Origin of the sequence: Pseudoalteromonas sp. KS88 (genome assembly GCF_004766475.1) — a bacterium.
In the GTDB taxonomy this organism is placed as follows: domain Bacteria; phylum Pseudomonadota; class Gammaproteobacteria; order Enterobacterales; family Alteromonadaceae; genus Pseudoalteromonas.
In genome coordinates this window covers 115601-134645 of record NZ_PYHV01000012.1, presented here as the reverse complement: position 1 = coordinate 134645, position 19045 = coordinate 115601, and the positions used below count along the sequence as shown (strand labels likewise).

The 19045-nt window shown below is 41.0% G+C and carries 15 protein-coding genes and 1 tRNA gene; 10 read left to right on the top strand and 6 right to left on the bottom strand.

Translation table 11 applies throughout. The features are described 5' to 3' along the window. Nucleotides 1-498 precede the first annotated feature (498 nt). The 4 genes from C7Y70_RS08005 to C7Y70_RS07990 all read right to left on the bottom strand — a co-directional run bounded on the left by C7Y70_RS08005 (nucleotide 499) and on the right by C7Y70_RS07990 (nucleotide 5572). Nucleotides 499-2319: a DEAD/DEAH box helicase gene (locus C7Y70_RS08005; RefSeq protein WP_135474204.1), complete on the bottom strand. Its 1821-nt coding sequence runs from the start codon at nucleotides 2317-2319 to the stop codon at nucleotides 499-501. 161 nt (nucleotides 2320-2480) lie between these two features. Then, nucleotides 2481-2744, bottom strand: a complete 264-nt coding sequence (locus C7Y70_RS08000; protein WP_099296530.1) for a GrxA family glutaredoxin — start codon at nucleotides 2742-2744, stop codon at nucleotides 2481-2483. A gap of 132 nt (nucleotides 2745-2876) precedes the next feature. Beyond that, the gene (locus C7Y70_RS07995) at nucleotides 2877-4961 is read right to left on the bottom strand and encodes a TonB-dependent receptor (RefSeq protein ID WP_135474202.1); all 2085 of its coding nucleotides are present in this window, start codon (nucleotides 4959-4961) and stop codon (nucleotides 2877-2879) included. 116 nt (nucleotides 4962-5077) lie between these two features. Further along, nucleotides 5078-5572 (bottom strand): TlpA disulfide reductase family protein, encoded by a 495-nt coding sequence (locus C7Y70_RS07990; RefSeq protein WP_135474200.1) that lies wholly within the window; start codon nucleotides 5570-5572, stop codon nucleotides 5078-5080. A 117-nt stretch (nucleotides 5573-5689) separates the two neighbouring features. Between C7Y70_RS07990 and C7Y70_RS07985 the strand changes: the two genes are divergently transcribed. Together C7Y70_RS07985 and C7Y70_RS07980 are read left to right on the top strand one after the other, a co-directional pair. Then, a complete protein-coding gene (locus C7Y70_RS07985; RefSeq protein ID WP_135474198.1) occupies nucleotides 5690-6217 on the top strand; it encodes a peroxiredoxin-like family protein in 528 nt (175 codons plus the stop codon). Nucleotides 6218-6444: 227 nt separating this feature from the next. Further along, the gene (locus tag C7Y70_RS07980; protein WP_135474196.1) at nucleotides 6445-6891 is read left to right on the top strand and encodes an Hsp20 family protein; all 447 of its coding nucleotides are present in this window, start codon (nucleotides 6445-6447) and stop codon (nucleotides 6889-6891) included. A 99-nt stretch (nucleotides 6892-6990) separates the two neighbouring features. Here the strand turns inward: C7Y70_RS07980 and C7Y70_RS07975 are convergent, their stop codons facing one another. Beyond that, complete coding sequence (locus tag C7Y70_RS07975) at nucleotides 6991-8544, bottom strand: cryptochrome/photolyase family protein (RefSeq protein ID WP_135474194.1); 1554 nt, start codon at nucleotides 8542-8544, stop codon at nucleotides 6991-6993. 102 nt (nucleotides 8545-8646) lie between these two features. Beyond that, nucleotides 8647-9120, bottom strand: a complete 474-nt coding sequence (locus tag C7Y70_RS07970; protein ID WP_135474192.1) for a globin — start codon at nucleotides 9118-9120, stop codon at nucleotides 8647-8649. 409 nt (nucleotides 9121-9529) lie between these two features. On the opposite strand from C7Y70_RS07970, the gene C7Y70_RS07965 reads away from it, so the two are divergent. From C7Y70_RS07965 to pnp, 8 genes are all read left to right on the top strand, one after another. Further along, nucleotides 9530-9606: transfer RNA gene (locus C7Y70_RS07965), tRNA-Met, on the top strand. A gap of 328 nt (nucleotides 9607-9934) precedes the next feature. Further along, a complete protein-coding gene (rimP, locus tag C7Y70_RS07960; RefSeq protein WP_099296523.1) occupies nucleotides 9935-10390 on the top strand; it encodes a ribosome maturation factor RimP in 456 nt (151 codons plus the stop codon). 38 nt (nucleotides 10391-10428) lie between these two features. Continuing rightward, entirely contained in the window at nucleotides 10429-11928 is a 1500-nt protein-coding gene (nusA, locus tag C7Y70_RS07955) for a transcription termination factor NusA (protein WP_099296522.1), read from the top strand. Between the two features lie 25 nt (nucleotides 11929-11953). Beyond that, the gene (infB, locus tag C7Y70_RS07950) at nucleotides 11954-14611 is read left to right on the top strand and encodes a translation initiation factor IF-2 (RefSeq protein ID WP_099296521.1); all 2658 of its coding nucleotides are present in this window, start codon (nucleotides 11954-11956) and stop codon (nucleotides 14609-14611) included. Nucleotides 14612-14721: 110 nt separating this feature from the next. Further along, nucleotides 14722-15129, top strand: coding sequence for a 30S ribosome-binding factor RbfA (gene rbfA / locus C7Y70_RS07945; RefSeq protein ID WP_087530718.1), 408 nt, complete (start codon nucleotides 14722-14724; stop codon nucleotides 15127-15129). After that, the gene (gene truB, locus C7Y70_RS07940; protein ID WP_135474190.1) at nucleotides 15129-16079 is read left to right on the top strand and encodes a tRNA pseudouridine(55) synthase TruB; all 951 of its coding nucleotides are present in this window, start codon (nucleotides 15129-15131) and stop codon (nucleotides 16077-16079) included. Before rbfA ends, truB begins: the two co-directional genes overlap by 1 nt. A gap of 107 nt (nucleotides 16080-16186) precedes the next feature. Continuing rightward, complete coding sequence (gene rpsO, locus C7Y70_RS07935; RefSeq protein WP_016707659.1) at nucleotides 16187-16456, top strand: 30S ribosomal protein S15; 270 nt, start codon at nucleotides 16187-16189, stop codon at nucleotides 16454-16456. 330 nt (nucleotides 16457-16786) lie between these two features. After that, nucleotides 16787-18913 carry a polyribonucleotide nucleotidyltransferase gene (pnp, locus tag C7Y70_RS07930; protein WP_099296519.1) on the top strand — a complete coding sequence of 709 codons (2127 nt, stop codon included), beginning with the start codon at nucleotides 16787-16789 and terminating at the stop codon, nucleotides 18911-18913. The last annotated feature ends 132 nt before the right edge of the window (nucleotides 18914-19045 follow it).

Genomic DNA, 19045 nt, shown 5'->3' with positions numbered 1-19045 from the left:
CTCTTTGTTGCTCGGTTTTTACTTAGCCCGCTAGGTTACAAACCTCGCGCCGCGATTAAATCGCCCCTAGATTGAACAAATTTCAATCCACAAAGGTCAACACGCCCTAATGTATTGATATTAAATCACAAATATATTTATTAGTCTCCAGCCGGAGACTTTTAGCGATAACAAGGCGAATTTACGCGTCAATAGCTAGCCTATTGCAAGTAAATTCAACGCAGTTAGCGTTGAAAGTAGCCGCTGGAGATAGATTTATTATCCAGAGTTCAGGTTAAGTACATAGTAGTGAGTTGTTAAGGCTCTCTAAGCTTCTCTAAAGGTATTTTATGATTAGTGATGAGCAGGTGTGTACTCTAGTGCCATAATACGCCAGAGCGCATTTGAACACCTTTCATGCATGAAGTCTTTGATGTGGAAATACTTTGGAGGAGGAAACAAAAAAGCCTTATCAAATTAATGAAAAGGCTTTTTAGTCGACTATCTGAACTAAGTAACTTAGTTAGATGTAAAGCTCACTGGACGACGTTCTTTACGAGGACCGCCACGCTTATCACCGCGTTGGTTGTCTTTGTTAAAGTTACGCTTTCTGTCACCGCTAGGGCGCTCAGAGCGTTCGCCGCGTGGCTCAGCTGGGCCTTGATCTTGAGTCAATGTCATACCCATTGGGCGTTTACAAATAAACACCTTTTGGAAGTGATCAAGTACATCTTTAGGCATGTTTTGCGGTAATTGTACCGTACTGTGACTGTCGTGAAGACGAATGTCACCAATAAACTTGCTTGAGATATCAGCTTCGTTAGCGATTGCACCCACAATGTTCTTAACTTGAACACCATGTTCACGACCTACTTCGATACGGTAAGTATCCATAGGACCTGCATCACGGCTATTACGCTCACGAGGTTTACGCTCAGCGCGCTCACCACCACGTTCGTTACGACGACCACGGTCACCACGTTCATTGCGAGCATTACGCTCATTGCGCTCACGTGGTTGAATCTTAACTTCTTCAACTTTGATTGGCGATTGTTGCTGTGCTAAACACAGTAATGCGCCGGCTAAGTCTTCAGGAGCAAGGTCAAGTTTTTGTGCCATGTTAGCAGCAACTTCATTGAAGAAAGTGATATCTTTATTTTCAAGAGCAAGGGTAAGCTTCTCTTGTAATGCATTGATACGTTTTTCTTCAACAACTTTAGCTGTTGGTAGTTCAACTTGGGCAATTTCAGATTTAGTATGACGAATGATATTTTTAAGTAAATAACGCTCGTTATGCTTAACGAATAAAATTGCTTTACCAGTACGACCAGCACGACCTGTACGGCCGATACGGTGAACGTAGGCTTCAGAGTCTTGTGGAATATCGTAGTTGATAACTAAGCTTAAACGGTCAACATCAAGACCACGAGCAGCTACGTCTGTTGCAATAACAACGTTTAGCATGCCGCTTTTTAAGCGATCAACAGTACGTTCACGTGCTTGCTGGTTCATATCACCATTAAGAGGCGCAGCAGAGAAACCTTCGCGCTCTAATAATTCAGCAAGTTGAACTGTGTCGTTACGTGTACGTACGAAAACAATTGCACCTTCGTATTGTTCAGCTTCTAAGAAGCGTACGATGGCTTTGTTTTTATGTACGTGAGCATTCCAAAATACTTGCTCAACTGAAGATACAGTCGAGTTACGTGCAGAAATATGAACCTGTTCAGGGTTATTCATATATTTGCTGCTGATATTTTGGATTTGCTTAGGCATAGTCGCAGAGAAAAGACATGTTTGCTTTTCACGCGGCGTTTTTTCCATGATGTTTTCAACATCATCGATAAAGCCCATGCGTAACATTTCATCGGCTTCATCAAGTACAAGTGCTTGTAAAGCATCAAACTTGATTGTGCCACGGTTAATGTGATCGATTAAGCGACCAGGCGTTGCGACAATAATTTGCGCGCCACGACGAAGTGCACTTAATTGGATGCTGTAGCTTTGGCCACCATAAAGTGCCAATACTTCTACACCACGAGTGTGTTTTGCATATTGTTCAAATGCCTCAGCAACTTGGATCGCAAGCTCACGGGTTGGTGTGAGTACAAGGATCTGTGGCTGTTTCACAGACGGGTCAATATTGTTTAGTAATGGCAGTGCAAATGCTGCTGTTTTACCTGTACCCGTTTGTGCTAGTCCCAGTACGTCCTTTCTTTCTAGCAATAACGGTATACATTGAGCTTGGATTTCAGATGGTGTCTTGTAACCCAACTCTTCAACTGCCTTTAAAATTGCAGGAGAAAGATTTAGAGATTCAAACGTGACTGGTTCTGACATTAATACGCCTCAACGAATTTAAAGAGGCGCGCATTGTATAGGAAATACGAGGCAATTGCTTGTATAAATTACAACTAATTTATATGTGCTTGATGTTGATTGAAATTTAACCAGCTCAATATTCGCTCAAGTTGAACTGGTTAATAATAACAACGCAATACTTATTTGTATAAGCCGAGGTTTTCTTTTGCGTAAGCTTCAAATTCAGTGAACCCACCGATGTGAGCTTGGTCTACAAAAATTTGCGGAACAGTCGGGCATGGTTTACCAGCAGACTGTTCTAGATCTTCTTTGCTAATGCCTTCTTTGATAATATCAATATAACGAAATTTGAAGTCATCACGTTCATCAGCTAATTTTTGTGCAACATCTTTTGCACGAACACAAAATGGGCAGCCTTCACGGCCAAAAATTACAGTTAACATATCGCTCTCCTCGATTTGGTTTTGTCTATCTTATCTAACTGAAGCAAAATATACAGTGTAAAAAAACGATTAGTTAATTCTATTTAAATGATGAGCTCGAGTGATTAATGACACTACGAGCTCATCAAATAGTTAGAAGGTGAGGCTGAAGCCAATTGAAGGGCGCATCTCAAAATCGTCATCACTTTCTTTGATAATTAAATCATTCGTTGAGGACACTTTTTGATAGTCTAAATCTATACCGCTTGTATTACCTTGGCCGTATGCGTTCATTAGTTCTAAAATTAAAACGCCATCTAACCCCCAAAAGTCTGTTTTACGTTCGAAACGAATATCAAGGCGATGATATACATCAAATCGCTTGGAGAACGGGTCGCCGTATTCAGGTAAAAACCGCCCCTCAAACTCGGGGTTTTCTTTCACACCAATAATAGGGGTGTAAGTTTGACCACTGCGTGCTGTGAAGTTAAAGCCACCTTGCCACTTTTCACTGATTTGATAATTAAACACCATATTGACAACTAAAGGGGTGTCTGCGTAATAGTCTCGGGTTATGTTTTGGCGTTGATCAGTACGCTCACTTTTTGCATAGCTCACAGCGAGCCAGCCATACCATTTATCCGTTTTATTTTTATTAATTAATAAGTCAACACCGTAAGCGCGCCCTGTGACATCGTTGCTGTAAAGCGTTGCTGCGTCAGGGTAGTTATTTAATGCTAATGGTAAATCGTCCATGGTTTTATAATACCCTTCAACAGACCATGTCCAATCACCTGCAAGTTCTTGTGCAAAACCTAGACTGCCATGTTTTGAGGTTTGCGAACGTAAATTAGGGTTACCATGCTCTGGTAATAGGTAGTCAACATCTTGCATACGGTTATAGTGGCCATATTTGGCGTTAATACTGTTACGATCATTAATAAAGTAGGTAAGAGCAAGGCGTGGCATAACAAAATCTTCATCGGTGTAATCATTGCTCTGATACTGTACACCCACTTCACTTTGCCATTGGTCATTGATATCCCAAATATGACTAGCACCAACAAAGTATTTATCAAGCGCGAGGCTGTCTTTGCCCGTGATGCGTTCGCCTTTATTTAAATCACAATCAGGGTCCAGCTCAGTACAAAGATACTGAAAGCCATCGTAACTGTAAGTTGTGTCGTTATCAAAATAAGCAGCATCAAATACAAGTTGCTGCGCTTTATTGATGCGCCAATTTAAGCGGCCTTTATAGGTGATTTGTTTTTCCTGTTCTTCTTCAAAAAAACCATCACTCAAGGTGGCGCGTTTACCGTATTCTAATCGCCCTGAATGATCGAGTGCACCAATACCTAACCGTAAACTAAAGTCTTTATTAAAGTGATCCCACAAAATACTTTGGCTGATAAATTCGCGAATGAAATCAGCATCGCCTTGATATTCTGGGTTCTTTAGTGATAATTCGGCACGCTGATTAAAACCTGCTGCAACTGAATCTTTAGCGCCTGTAAATGATACCGTAAGTGCATTTTTATCATTGATGTCCCAAATCCACTTTCCTTGATAGTCATGATCATCAGGCGCATCGTTGATGGTGACACCACTGAGCTCTCCATCATCATCTTCAAGCTCTTCACCTTTTGAGAAAAATAGGGGTAAGGTACTTTTTCGCCCTGATAGATAAAATGCGGTGTTTTCTGTTAACTGTCCTTCCATAAAAACACCGGCATTAAACATTGTAAAATCCAGAGTGGTTGTAATCGGTTGGTACTTTGGGTTACGCAGTGTTACGTCAAACACGGCACCAGTGGCATTGCTATAGCTGGAACCGTAGCCTGCCGAGTAAAGCTGAAAATCTTGAATTAAATAACGATTAAAAATAGAGCTGCCAAAGTCATGAAAGATATAGCCTGCAGGCATAAAGTCAACTTCAAATAGGTTGTCATCAGGTGATGAACCACGTACAGCTGGCTCACTCATTGAGCCACCCGCAGCAACGACACCTGGTAATGCAAAAACAGCACGGAGCGGGTCGCCCATTGCGCCGGGCATAGTGACTAATTTTTCGGTGTTTTCTGTTATTTCACTGGTGATACTGCTGCGTTTATAGATAACATCTATATGTTCCATTGTGTCTTTATTTGTTGATGAATCAGTATTTGCCTGTGCTAAAAGTGGCAAGCAAAGGGCAAGCGGCGTTAAACGAAAAAGTGTGTGCAGTTGGTTGGCTATCATGTCTCTTCCATGGTTGTGAACGAATGTGATTGCCACGTATCATAGAGAGAAACAACGTAAAAATACTTAGTAAACTGTAAGTACTTGTAGGCTAAGTGTTGCAAATTATTACACTGTTACAAAGCCCTTAATGTAATACCTAATTGGCTTGAATAACCCATAGAACGCGCACTGATCTGAAGTTGCTCATTGATAATGTAATAGGTAGGAAAAGCGGATACTTTATAGTTAGCTTGAGTTTGCTCATTTCCAAGCAGTATTGGCATTGTCAGCGCTAAATCACTGACAAACTCTTCTACTTGCATTGTACTTTTATAATCCAGTGCAATACCAATCGCATTAATGTCACTGCCTTTTATGGCGGCTTCTAAATTTGGCATGCTGTATTTGCAAACCGTGCACCAGGGGGCGAAAAAGTAAATAACAGTCGTTTTTCCTTTAAGCTCAGCGATACTCAAACGTTTATCGATCTTATTAAGTAATGCCAAGCTAAAGTAGGGAGCTGCGCTATTATTTGTTTTTAGTAGATTACGCTCTTGAAACGCGCTAACCAAAAAAAAGATTATTGCTGCCAAAGCTATGTTTATCAGTGTACTGCGAATGAGTTTCAAGTATATCTCCAAACTGAGTGACATTCTTGTGGTTGAATTATTAAGTTTAACCCTAAGTTATTTTAATGGAAACCATGAAGATGTTTAGGTTTACACTTTACAAAGGAGATCATGATTATGAACAAGACTACAGCACCAGCAGACATAATGCCTACATTGACGGCAAATGATATTGATGGCAAATCTCTTGATTTAACTGAGCGACAAACTGAGCTACCTTGGAAGATGATAGTTATTTACCGTGGTAAGCATTGCCCGCTATGCACTAAGCAATTAAACGCTTTGGCTAAGATAAAAGATGACTACACTGAGGCAGGTATCGAGATTGCCGCTGTCAGTGCTGATAGCCAAGAGCAGTTGAACGGACATTTGAAGGACTTAGAGGTTAATTTCCCGCTTTATTCTGGCTTAACACTCGAGCAAATGACAGATTTAGGCGTTTATATTAGTGAGCCGCGTAATAAAAATGAGACCGATCATCCATTTGCAGAGCCTGCGATATTTGTACTTAATGAAGATAATCAAATTCAGATCACCGATAAATCTAACGCGCCATTTTCACGCCCTGATTTAAATGCGCTACTCTCGGGTATTAAGTTTATTCGTGAAAACGATTACCCAATTCGTGGCACATTTGCACCATAATTTAGAGGAGTGGGGCATACAAAGAGTATGTCCCTCATTATTTTTTAAACTTTTTTATTTTTTTACTTGAAAACAATTTTGCCGTCCATATATAGTTTAGTGAGGACGCCTGATGGGTCCCAAATTAAACAAAAGTAATTGAAATTTATATTATTAATTAAACTTTGCCTGCGCTTGTTCAAACGAAAAGCACATGCAAAATATCGCTTAAATATGAGGATATTATTATGCGTACAGTAGATTTATCACCACTTTATCGTTCATTCATTGGCTTCGATCACTTAGCATCTTTAATGGATGCCGCGGCTCGCACAGACAAGCAGCCAAGTTTTCCTCCGTACAATATCGAAGCGCTCGATAAAGACAAATACCGTATCACTATGGCTGTAGCCGGTTTTAGTGACAATGAGCTGACCATTGAGTCAGAAAACAACACCTTAAAAGTTGCAGGTATAAAAGCCGAAAAAGGTGAATCTGATGAGCGTAAGTTTATTCATCAGGGTATCGCCGAACGTAACTTTGAGCGTAAATTTCAGCTAGGCGACCATGTTAAAGTTCTTGGCGCAGATTTAGCTAACGGCTTACTGAGTATTGACCTAGAACGTGAAATACCAGAAGCATTAAAGCCACGCAAAATTGAAATTGGCAGTGGTAACTTGCTAGAAGGGAAATAACCAACCCTTAAACATTATTTCCCCTAATTGACTTGTTATTTTTAGTAGCCGCCTCATTTGAGGCGGCTTTTTTATTACTGGTTCAGTAATCAATATTGTCTACAAGTTTTCAATATTATCTAAACACCATTTAGCTCTGCCTAAGGTGGCTTGGCGCTGTTCTGGAGCTTGCTTCTGCCAATTTTTATACACCATACCGATACGCGGGTTTCGAGATAATCTTTCTTCATGCTTATCCATAAAGTGCCAATACAAGCTATTGAAAGGACATGCAGAGTCTTCAGTTTTTTCCTTTACGTTATAATGACAATCTTTGCAGTAATCGCTCATTTTATTTATGTAATTTCCACTTGCCGCATACGGCTTAGTTGCAATAAGCCCTCCATCGGCAAACTGACTCATACCGCGTGTGTTAGGCATTTCTACCCATTCAATGGCATCGATATAAATACCCAGATACCAACTATCTACTTGGGCAGGGTCCATCTCAGTTAATAAACAAAAATTACCGGTTATCATTAAGCGTTGAATATGATGCGCGTATGCCGTGTCTAAACTTTGGCTAATTGCATGCTTCATACAATTCATATTAGTTTTTCCATGCCAAAAATAATCAGGCAAAGAACGACTAGCGTTTAATTCATTTTTAACTGCGTAATCGGGCATGTTTTGCCAGTAAACGCCACGTACATACTCACGCCATCCCAGAATTTGCCGAATAAATCCTTCAACTTGTGCTAGGTTGATATCGTTAGGTCGCGATTCAAACTCTTTAAGAACTTGGTTTATGACTTGCATCGGGTGGATCATTTTAGTGTTTAGCGCAAAAGAAATGCGGCTATGGTATAGGCTCCATTGTTCAGAGCTATTACAGGTCATTGAATCTTGGAACTGGCCAAATAAAGGAAGTAAATATGCGCAAAAGTAATCAAGTAATTGTTTTGCCTGATTACGACTGGTAGGCCAAAGTAAAGTATCAGAGCAGTGGCCAAATGTTTTCACATCATGGCTTTCAATACGTGTCACAATATTTTGGATAGAGTTTTGAAATACCTTTGCTTGGGGTATTTTCTCCAAATCAGCTTTTTTAAGCTTATTACGGTTAGCTTGGTCGTAATTCCATTGGCCGCCTTTAGGCGAGTCACCCTCCATTAAGATATCAAAACGCTTTCGCATCATCCGATAAAAAAACTCCATTTTGATATGTTTGTCTTTTTTAAAATGCTTAGGTATATCTTTAAATGGTAATAAAAAGTGCTCTGTGTCGGTGCCTTTCACCTTTATTGTGCTATTTTGTTTAAGATTATCCATTTGCTTTTGCAAGCGGTATTCATCCGGGTATTGGTATTCAATTTTATTGCAATGGTAACGTTGTGCTAACCGTTCTAAAAGATCGTAAAGCGTTTTGTCATTTTGTGTGTCATCTAAAGTTAGGTGAAGTACGTTTAATTTTGCGCTTTTCAACGCATTGGCAAAATTTTCCATGGCACTAAAAAAAGCAACGACTTTTTGAATATGATGTTTAACATAGCCTGTTTCTTGCTTTAATTCGGCAATAACATAAAGGATGTCATCCTGTTGCTGCTCTTTATACCAGCTATGGTTAGGGTTAAGTTGATCGCCAAAAATAAATCGAAGAGTATTGTATTTCATAGAATATGCCAGACTAATTTATTGTTCATGGATTTATAGTGTATAGCTGCTTTACGAAGACAAAGAGTCATGCGATCGGATTTTTTATGACGATATTGTAGGCTATGACTCAATATTGACTTGTTGTTTATTCATGAAATCACTGAGTTTTAATACGTTGCTAGTATTAAATAAATAACCTGTGACAATACTTTTGAATATATTAATTGCGTGCTGCCAAACGCTTTCTAACTTAGGTGGATAACAGCCTTTTAGATGAATTTTTAAAGTCGCTAAGAATGAGTTGCATAGAATATCTGTGTCTTGGTGGCTCATGCCCATATTACTTAAGTTTTTAGCATAATGTTCTATAAAAGGAGTAACTGTTCTTAGATTATCCAAGTGCATAACGATACGTTCAAGAACACAATAAAGGATATAGGTTTTTTCATTTATTTTACTGTTTGATAAACAAAGCATATCAAGAGGTTCTCTTTTTACATGCATTTGAAATGTATATGAAAAGCAGTGGAAGTTGGGTTTAACAACGTGAAGACTATTCAGTAATAGTTGTTTTTCAAGCGTACTAATTCCCATAAATCCCCCCGAATTATGCCCAGTGTATTTTTTTAAGTATAGGCAATAGAAACCATTATAGGTAAGTAAATAGTAACTTATATTTGGTTATTCATAGCGTGTCTCAGTCAAATTGAGCTCTAAAGATGGTTATATCTACTCACCATGTAAACGCAACTAATAATATATTTATTGAGTCTAGCCGCTTTTGCTATTAATCAAGTCATAGGTGGTGGTAGGCCACCACTGAAATTTACCATTAACAACTCCGTGTTTGTTACTAACGCCTGCCCTTAAATATCGCATATTTACAGTGTAATTCTTTATCTGTTTTTTGGTTGCTAATTATGCCAAGAGCCTTTATAATAGCCGCATTGTTTAGCTTAGAGTGATAAAGCTAAATAGTTACTTAGTGATAAGTAACAGTTGGCGCGGGATGGAGCAGCCTGGTAGCTCGTCGGGCTCATAACCCGAAGGTCGTCGGTTCAAATCCGGCTCCCGCAACCAATTTAAATTGGATTAAGAAAAGAAGCGACTTGCATTAGCGATTGTTTTATATTCTAAAGCCAATATATAGATGGCCGTTAAGTCTGTTATTTATATGAAGTCGCGCATTCTATGTAATGCGCGTTTTGCGTTTAAGCTATTGAGCTTATTTAGGTGGCATTGCTACCCGCAACCAAGCTTGGCCCATGGCCACACAGTTTTATGCTTTAGGTGTGACGCCCCGCTTGGTTCGGGGCGTTGTTGTATCTGCACCACTTGGTTTTAACCAAAAAATAAGCTACGTATTTTAGGGCTATAAGCCCTTTTTTTGTTTGTATGGAGGATTTTCGTGACAAAACTTGAGCAAGATTTACTAACCATGCTTTCACCGTCTGTTGAAATGTTAGGCTTTGAACTACATGGTCTTGAGTTTGTACAAGCAGGTCGCCATTCTACGCTTAGGGTTTATATTGACCATGAAGCGGGGATTTCGGTTGATAACTGTGCTGATGCTAGTCGTCAAATAAGCGCAATTTTAGATGTCGAAGACCCGATTACAAATGAATATGATTTGGAAGTATCGTCTCCTGGTGTTGATCGTCCATTATTCAAACAAGATCACTACGAGAAGGCGCAAGGAGAGGAAGTACGCGTGCGTACTAAGCTTCCACAAGATGGTCGTCGTAACTTTAAAGGCGACTTAGTATCAGTTAGCAGTGATATGATCACACTATCTATTGATGGTGCTGAAAATATGATCATGCTTAGCAACATTGAACGTGCGAACATAATCGCAAAGTTTTAGTTCGAGTGCGAAGGAATAGGGCAAGCGAGGCATTACCCATGGCAAAAGAGATATTATTGGTTGCTGAAGCCGTTTCCAATGAGAAAGCGGTACCAAAAGAAAAGATTTTCGAAGCGCTAGAGTTCGCATTAGCGACTGCGACCAAGAAAAAACACACAGGCGAAATTGAAGTTCGTGTAGCAATTGACCGTAAAACTGGTGACTACGATACATTCCGTCGCTGGCAGATTGCACAAGTACTTGAAGATGGTTCATTAGAGAACCCATACAGCGAGATTACACTTGAAGCTGCACAAGTTGAAGATGAAAATCTACAACTTGGTGATTTTGTTGAAGAGCAAATCGAGTCAATTAAATTTGACCGTATTACAACACAAATGGCTAAGCAAGTTATCGTACAAAAAGTACGTGAAGCTGAGCGTGCTTTAGTTGTAGATGCATACAAAGATCAGCAAGGCGAGCTTGTAACAGGTGTTGTTAAAAAAGCAACACGTGATGCAATCGTGCTTGACTTAGGTAACAATGCTGAAGCGGTTATTTACCGTGACGACATGCTACCGCGTGAAAACTTCCGTCCAGGCGACCGTATCCGTGGTCTACTTTACGAAGTAAAACCAGAAGCTCGTGGCGCGCAGTTATTTGTAACGCGTTCTAAGCCAGAAATGCTAATGGAACTGTTCCGCATTGAGGTGCCAGAGATTGGCGAAGAGATGATCGAATTACGTGCGGCAGCTCGTGATCCAGGTTCTCGTGCTAAAATCGCTGTTAAATCTAACGACAAGCGTATTGACCCAGTGGGCGCCTGTGTAGGTATGCGTGGTGCACGTGTGCAAGCAGTTTCAACTGAATTAGGTGGTGAGCGTGTTGATATCGTTCTTTACGATGACAACCCAGCGCAATTTGTTATCAATGCTATGTCACCTGCAGAAGTGGCGTCTATCGTAATGGATGAAGACACGCACTCAATGGATATCGCTGTTGAGGCAGATAACCTTGCACAAGCAATTGGTCGTAATGGTCAAAATGTACGTCTTGCTAGCCAGTTAACTGGTTGGGAATTAAACGTAATGACTGTCGAAGACATGCGTCAAAAGAACGAAGCTGAATCAGATAAGTTAATTAACTTATTCACTGAAAACTTAGATATTGATGATGACTTTGCAACGTTGCTTATTAACGAAGGCTTCTCAACACTTGAAGAAGTGGCTTATGTGCCAGCGTCAGAGTTTTTAGAAATTGACGGCCTAGATGAAGATACGGTTGACGTGTTACGTTCACGTGCAAAAGATGCTCTAACAACTAAAGCATTAAAAACTGAAGAAAGCCTAGAAGGTGCTGAGCCTGCTGAAGACTTATTAGCATTAGAAGGGTTAGAGCGTCACCTTGCATTTGTAATGGCAAGTAAAGGTGTAGTAACGCTTGAAGATTTGGCTGAACAGGGTATCGACGAGTTAGTTGATATTACTGAGCTGTCACCTGAACAAGCAGGTGAGCTGATAATGGCTGCGCGTAACATTTGTTGGTTCGCAGACGAGTAATTTATTAACGGAGGTATTAGAAACTATGGCAGAAGTAAATGTTGAAAAACTAGCCGGGGATATTGGTACAACTGTTGATAAATTGCTACAGCAGTTTTCACAAGCCGGTATAGATAAAAAAGCGGGTGAGAATGTAACTGAAGCAGAAAAAGCAAAGTTACTTGATCACTTGAGCAAGTCACATGGTGGCACGGGTTCTGAAGGCCCAGCTCGCATGACATTGCAACGTAAAAGCAAAAGCACACTAAGTGTGACAGGCTCTACGGGTCAAGCAAAGTCAGTGCAAGTAGAAGTGCGCAAAACACGCACTTATGTTAAGAAAAGCGCTATTGAGCAAGAGCAAGAGCAAGCACGTATCGCCGCTGAAGAAGCTGCACGTCGTGAAGCTGAGCAAAAAGCTGCTCAAGAGGCTGCTGAACTTAAAGCGAAACAAGATGCAGAACGTAAAGCCAAAGAAGAGGCTGATCGTAAAGCAAAAGAGGAAGCTAAACGTAAAGCAGATGCTGAACGTGTAGCAAAACAGAAGCAGATGACCCCTGAGCAAAGTGCTAAGTCTGAGAAAGATCGCATCGAAGCTGAGCGTCTGCAAAAAGAAGCAGAAGAGGCCGCATTGAAGAAAGCTGAAGAAGAAGCGAAACGTCAAGCAGAAGAAGCAAGAAAGCTAGCTGAAGAGAACTCAGCTCGTTGGAAGAAAGAAGAAGAAGAACGTAAGAAACGCGAAGAAACCGCGGATCACCACCTTACGACTTCTACTTACGCACGTGAAGCAGAAGATGTTGCTGATGCGCGTGATGAGCAAGGTTCACGCCGTGCGAAGAAAAAGAAAAAAGCCCCAGCAAAAGATAAGTTTGCAGGCAAAGGCCGAAACAAAGGCAAGCTAAAAGCACCAACGTCATTACAGCATGGTTTCCAAAAACCTACCGCTGACGTTAAAAATGAAGTGCGTATTAGCGAAACAATTACAGTAGCTGAGCTTGCATCACGCATGGCAGTTAAAGGCGCTGAAGTTGTTAAAACAATGATGAAAATGGGTGACATGGTTACTATTAACCAAGTTATTGACCAAGAAACTGCGCAGCTTGTAGCAGAAGAAATGGGCCATAAAGTTATCATCGTTAAAGAAAACGAATTAGAGCAAACAGTACTAAATGACCGTCATGAAGATGGCAAGTCAGAGCCGCGTGCGCCAGTTGTTACTGTAATGGGTCACGTTGACCATGGTAAAACATCAACACTTGATTACATTCGCTCTGCGAAGGTTGCATCAGGCGAAGCTGGTGGTATCACGCAGCACATTGGTGCTTACCACGTTGAAACTAATGGCAACATGATTACTTTCCTAGATACTCCAGGACATGCCGCGTTTACATCAATGCGTGCACGTGGTGCTAAAGCGACTGATATCGTAATCCTAGTGGTTGCAGCAGATGATGGTGTAATGCCACAAACTAAAGAAGCGGTACAGCATGCTCGTGCAGCTGGCGTTCCTTTAATTATCGCTGTAAACAAAATGGATAAAGAAGGCGCGGATCCAGATCGCGTTAAGAACGAGCTAGCACAGCTAGACGTTATCCCAGAAGATTGGGGCGGTGATACGCAGTACGTTCATATTTCAGCTAAAACTGGTTTAGGTATTGATGACCTATTAGAAGCGGTTCTTATGCAATCAGAGCTTCTAGAGCTATCTGCACCGAGCGAAGGCATGGCAGCAGGTGTTGTAATTGAATCTCGTCTTGATAAAGGCCGTGGTCCAGTTGCATCTATCCTTGTTCAGTCAGGTACGCTTAACCAAGGTGATATCGTACTATGTGGCCTTGAATACGGCCGTGTTCGCGCAATGAAAGACGAAAACGGTAAAGACATTCGTTCTGCTGGTCCATCTATTCCTGTAGAAATTTTAGGTCTTTCTGGTATCCCAGCAGCAGGTGATGAAGCCACTGTTGTTAAAGATGAGCGTAAAGCGCGTGAAGTTGCTCTTTATCGTCAAGGTAAATTCCGTGACGTTAAATTGGCTCGTCAACAAAAAGCGAAACTTGAAAACATGTTTACAAACATGGCTGAAGGCGATGTTTCAGAAGTTAACGTGGTACTTAAAGCAGACGTTCAAGGTTCAATTGAAGCAATTTCAGATTCACTAACCAAGCTTTCTACTGATGAAGTAAAAGTGAAGATTGTGGGTTCTGGCGTAGGTGGTATCACTGAAACTGATGCAACACTTGCAGCTGCTTCAAACGCAATCGTCGTTGGCTTTAACGTTCGTGCTGATGCATCAGCGCGTAAAGTGATTGATACTGAAAACCTAGATCTTCGTTATTACAGCGTAATCTATGCGTTAATCGAAGAAGTTAAGCAAGCCATGTCTGGTATGCTTGCTCCTGAGTTTAAGCAAGAGATCATTGGTCTTGCTGAAGTACGTGACGTATTTAAGTCTCCAAAAATTGGCGCAATTGCTGGTTGTATGGTTACTGAAGGTACTATTAAGCGCAGCGCACCAATTCGTGTATTACGTGAAAACGTGGTTATCTACGAAGGTGAACTTGAGTCACTTCGTCGCTTTAAAGACGACGTTCAAGATGTTCGTAATGGCATGGAATGTGGTATCGGCGTTAAGAACTACAATGACGTTCGCGTTGGTGACCAAATCGAAGTATTCGAAACAGTTGAAGTACAACGTTCACTTTAATTGTTAGCATATTAAGATAATAAATGGGGGCTCAGCCCCCATTTGTGTATCCATTATTAAATTAACTTATTTATATTTCTCAATAAGTTATAAAATTAGAGTGAAGAACAATGAGAGAATTTTCTCGCACTGATCGTGTTGCTCAGCAAATTCAAAAAGAAATTGCTGTTATCTTACAACGCGAAATTAAAGATCCACGTTTAGGCATGGTGACTGTATCAGCCGTTGAAGTATCACGTGACTTATCTTACGCCAAAGTATTTATCACGGTATTTAATACTGAAGATGAGAACGCCGCTAAGCAAAGTGCCAAAGTACTTAACGAAGCAACGGGTTATATCCGTTCGCTATTGGGTAAGCGTATACGTGCTCGTATTATGCCTGAGCTTAAATTTGTGGTTGATAACTCGCTAATGGAAGGGATGCGTATCTCTAACTTAGTTGACTCTGTGATCCGTGAAGATAATGCTAAACACGTAGATGATGAAAACGACAGCGAAGAAGGCACTAAAGACTAATGGCAAGACGCAGTAAGGGCCGTCCGATTGATGGCATTTTGTTGTTAAACAAACCACAAGGTATTTCATCGAACAGAGCCTTACAGCAAGCAAAAGGTATTTATTTTGCGCAAAAAGCTGGGCATACCGGGGCACTTGACCCTTTAGCCACAGGTATGTTGCCGATTTGCTTTGGTGAAGCAACTAAGTTTACCCAGTTTTTACTCGATACAGATAAAACCTATGTGGTTCGAGCAAAACTAGGTGAGCGTACCACAACGTCAGACTCTGATGGTGAAGTGGTAGAAACACGTGATGTTAACGTGACAAAAGAACTGCTCGAGCAAGAAATTGCCAAATTCTTAGGTGAGTCAGATCAATACCCATCAATGTACTCAGCGTTAAAATATGAAGGTAAACCTTTATATAAATACGCACGCGAGGGTATTGAAGTACCGCGCAAGTGTAGAAAAATCAATGTATTTAGTTTAACGCTTGATGAGTTTGATGAAGCGAACAACGAAGTACAAATGACTGCTCATGTATCAAAGGGTACCTACATCCGCACAATTGTTGATGACTTAGGTGAAAACCTGGGCTGTGGCGCGCATGTGATTATGTTACATCGCTCAGCTGTTGGGCATTACCCCGCGGATAAGATGGTCTCGCTTGAACAGCTTGAAGCATTGCTAGCAAAAGCCAAGGCTGAAGAGCTTGCACCTTCGCAATACCTTGATGAGCTGCTATTACCTATGGATACAGCATTGGTTGATTTACCAGTTGTTGAGATAACTAAAGAGCAAGGCGTGTCATTTAGTTATGGTCAGGCTGTTGTGTTGGGTAAAATCTTACCTGAAGGGCCAATAAAAGTGCTGGCAGATGGCGTGTTTATTGGCACCGGAGAGCGTAACCCAGATGGGCATTTGAAGTCCAAACGCGGTTTATCTAATCAACAAGAGTCGACAGACTAAGTTTATCTTGTAGTTATAACCAAAACTGGTAGAATACGCCCGCTTAATCGTTTTGGCTGAATTAGTGATCGGCTAAAGCACCTTTTACATTTATTTTTGGAGTTACTATGTCACTAAGCAATCAAGAAAAAATCGATATCATCGCAAAATTCGCACGTGCAGAAGGCGACACTGGTTCACCTGAAGTACAAGTTGCACTTTTAACTTTTGATATCAACAAGCTTCAAGGTCACTTTGCTGATCACAAGCATGACTTCCACTCTCGTCGTGGTCTGCTTCGTAAAGTAAGCACTCGTCGTAAACTGCTTGATTACCTTAAAGGTAAAGACATTGCACGTTATACTGCGTTAATCCAAGAGCTTGGCCTACGTCGCTAAGATCTAGATTACCTAAAAAGGAGCTTTCTGGCTCCTTTTTTTGTGCCTGAAAATCCCTAGAACAAAAATTAAACTGCTTGAAAAATCAATAAAAACCTCCATCAATAGTTACAGCTATATACTCAGCTAAAGTGCGTACTATAATCTGGTTGCTAGACTCGCATTTTTACGTGGCTTTGGTATATACTATGCGCGTAGATAAAAAGGTTTATCTACGGTTATTTACATCATTGCCAATTGTAGTACTTAATTGATTTCCAACTGAATACAATTATGTACTGTAATTGGTACTTTGATGGAACACTTATTTAGATTTAAAGGATATTTTAAGTGCAAGCAATTATTAAAGAATTTCAACTAGGTCAACACACAGTTACCCTAGAAACGGGTGCAATCGCACGTCAAGCAGACGGCGCAGTACTAGCAAGCATCGGCGACACGTCAGTATTAGTGACTGTTGTTGGTAAGCGTGAAGCACAACCAGGTCAAGACTTCTTCCCACTAACAGTTAACTACCAAGAGCGTATGTACGCTGCAGGTCGTATCCCAGGTGGTTTCTTAAAGCGTGAAGGTCGTCCTAACGATGGTGAAACACTTATTGCACGTCTTATTGACCGTCCAATTCGTCCACTTTTCCCAAATGGTTTCGTAAACGAAGTACAAGTTATTGCTACAGTTGTTTCTGTTAACCCTGAAATCCAACCTGATATGGTTGCGATGATTGGTACTTCAGCAGCACTTGCTATTTCTGGTATTCCGTTCAGCGGCCCAATCGGTGCAGCGCGCGTTGGTTATATCAATAACGAATACGTACTTAACCCAACACTAAAAGAGCTTGAAGAAAGCCAATTAGACTTAGTTGTTGCAGGTACTGATAACGCAGTACTTATGGTTGAATCAGAGGCAGACGTTCTTGCAGAAGACGTAATGCTTGGTGCGGTTGTGTATGGTCATGAGCAATCTCAAGCTATTATCAACGCAATCAACGAATTCAAAGCAGAAGCAGGCAAGCCTACATGGGATTGGACTGCACCTGAGAAAAACGTATCGCTTGAAGAGAAAGTAGCCTCTTTAGCGGCTGAAAAAGTAGGCGAAGCTTACCGCATCACTGATAAAGTAGCGCGTAAAGAAGCATTAACTGCAGCAAAAGACGCTGTTGTTGAAGCACTTACGAGCGAGCTTGCTGAAGATGAAACGCTTGATAAGCAAGAAGTAGGTAAAGTATTCGGTTCTTTAGAGAAGAAAATCGTACGTGGCCGTATCACAGCGGGTGAAAAACGTATCGATGGTCGTGAACCAGATATGATCCGCGCACTTGACGTAATGACTGGCGTATTACCGCGTACTCACGGTTCTGCAATCTTTACCCGTGGTGAAACTCAAGCACTTGTAACTGCTACTCTTGGTACAGAACGTGATTCACAGTTAATCGACGATTTAACTGGCACGCATAAAAACCACTTTATGCTTAACTACAACTTCCCTCCGTTCTGTGTTGGTGAAACTGGTTTTGTAGGTTCACCTAAGCGTCGTGAAATCGGTCACGGTAACTTAGCTAAGCGTGGTATCCAAGCTGTAATGCCAACACTGACTGAGTTCCCTTACTCAATCCGTGTTGTATCTGAAATCACTGAATCAAATGGTTCATCTTCAATGGCATCAGTATGTGGTACGTCACTAGCACTTATGAATGCAGGTGTACCAATTAAAGCATCTGTTGCTGGTATCGCGATGGGTCTAGTTAAAGAAGACGAGAAATTCGTCGTTCTTTCTGACATCTTAGGTGATGAAGATCACTTAGGTGACATGGACTTTAAAGTAGCCGGTACATCAAACGGTATTACTGCATTGCAAATGGATATCAAGATCGAAGGTATCACGCAAGAGATCATGCAAATTGCACTTAAGCAAGCAAAAGCGGCACGTTTACACATCCTAGGTGTGATGGATGAAGCAATTGCGGCACCATCTGAAGAGCTTTCTCAGTTCGCTCCACGTATCTATACGATGAAAATCCCTGCGAAGAAAATCGCTGAAGTTATCGGTAAAGGTGGCGCTACAATTCGTCAACTTACAGAAGAGACAGGTACAACGATTGAAATCGAAGATGACGGTACAATCAAAATTGCCGCTACAGATGGTGAAAGTGCAGCGAATGCAATTAGCCGTATTGAGCAATTAACAGCAGAACTAGAAGTAGGCACTATCTACCAAGGTAAAGTTGTACGTATCGTAGACTTTGGTGCATTTGTAAATATCTTACCAGGTAAAGATGGTCTTGTGCATATTTCGCAAATTAGCACTGAGCGCGTAAATAACGTTTCAGACCACCTTAGCGAAGGCCAAGAAGTAAAAGTAAAAGTACTAGAAGTAGACCGTCAAGGTCGCGTACGTTTAAGCATCAAAGAAGCAATGGAATCAGCAGCACCTGCAGCTGATGCACCAGCGGACGCTTAATTGTTTATATTTAGTCCAGTTAATTACTGGATTGCATAAAAAGGGGCTGTTTAGCCCCTTTTTTTATGCTTTAATGAAACCTCTTCTGATGCATCGTGTCTATATTGTTTACTTTTAAGGTATTAAGGATTT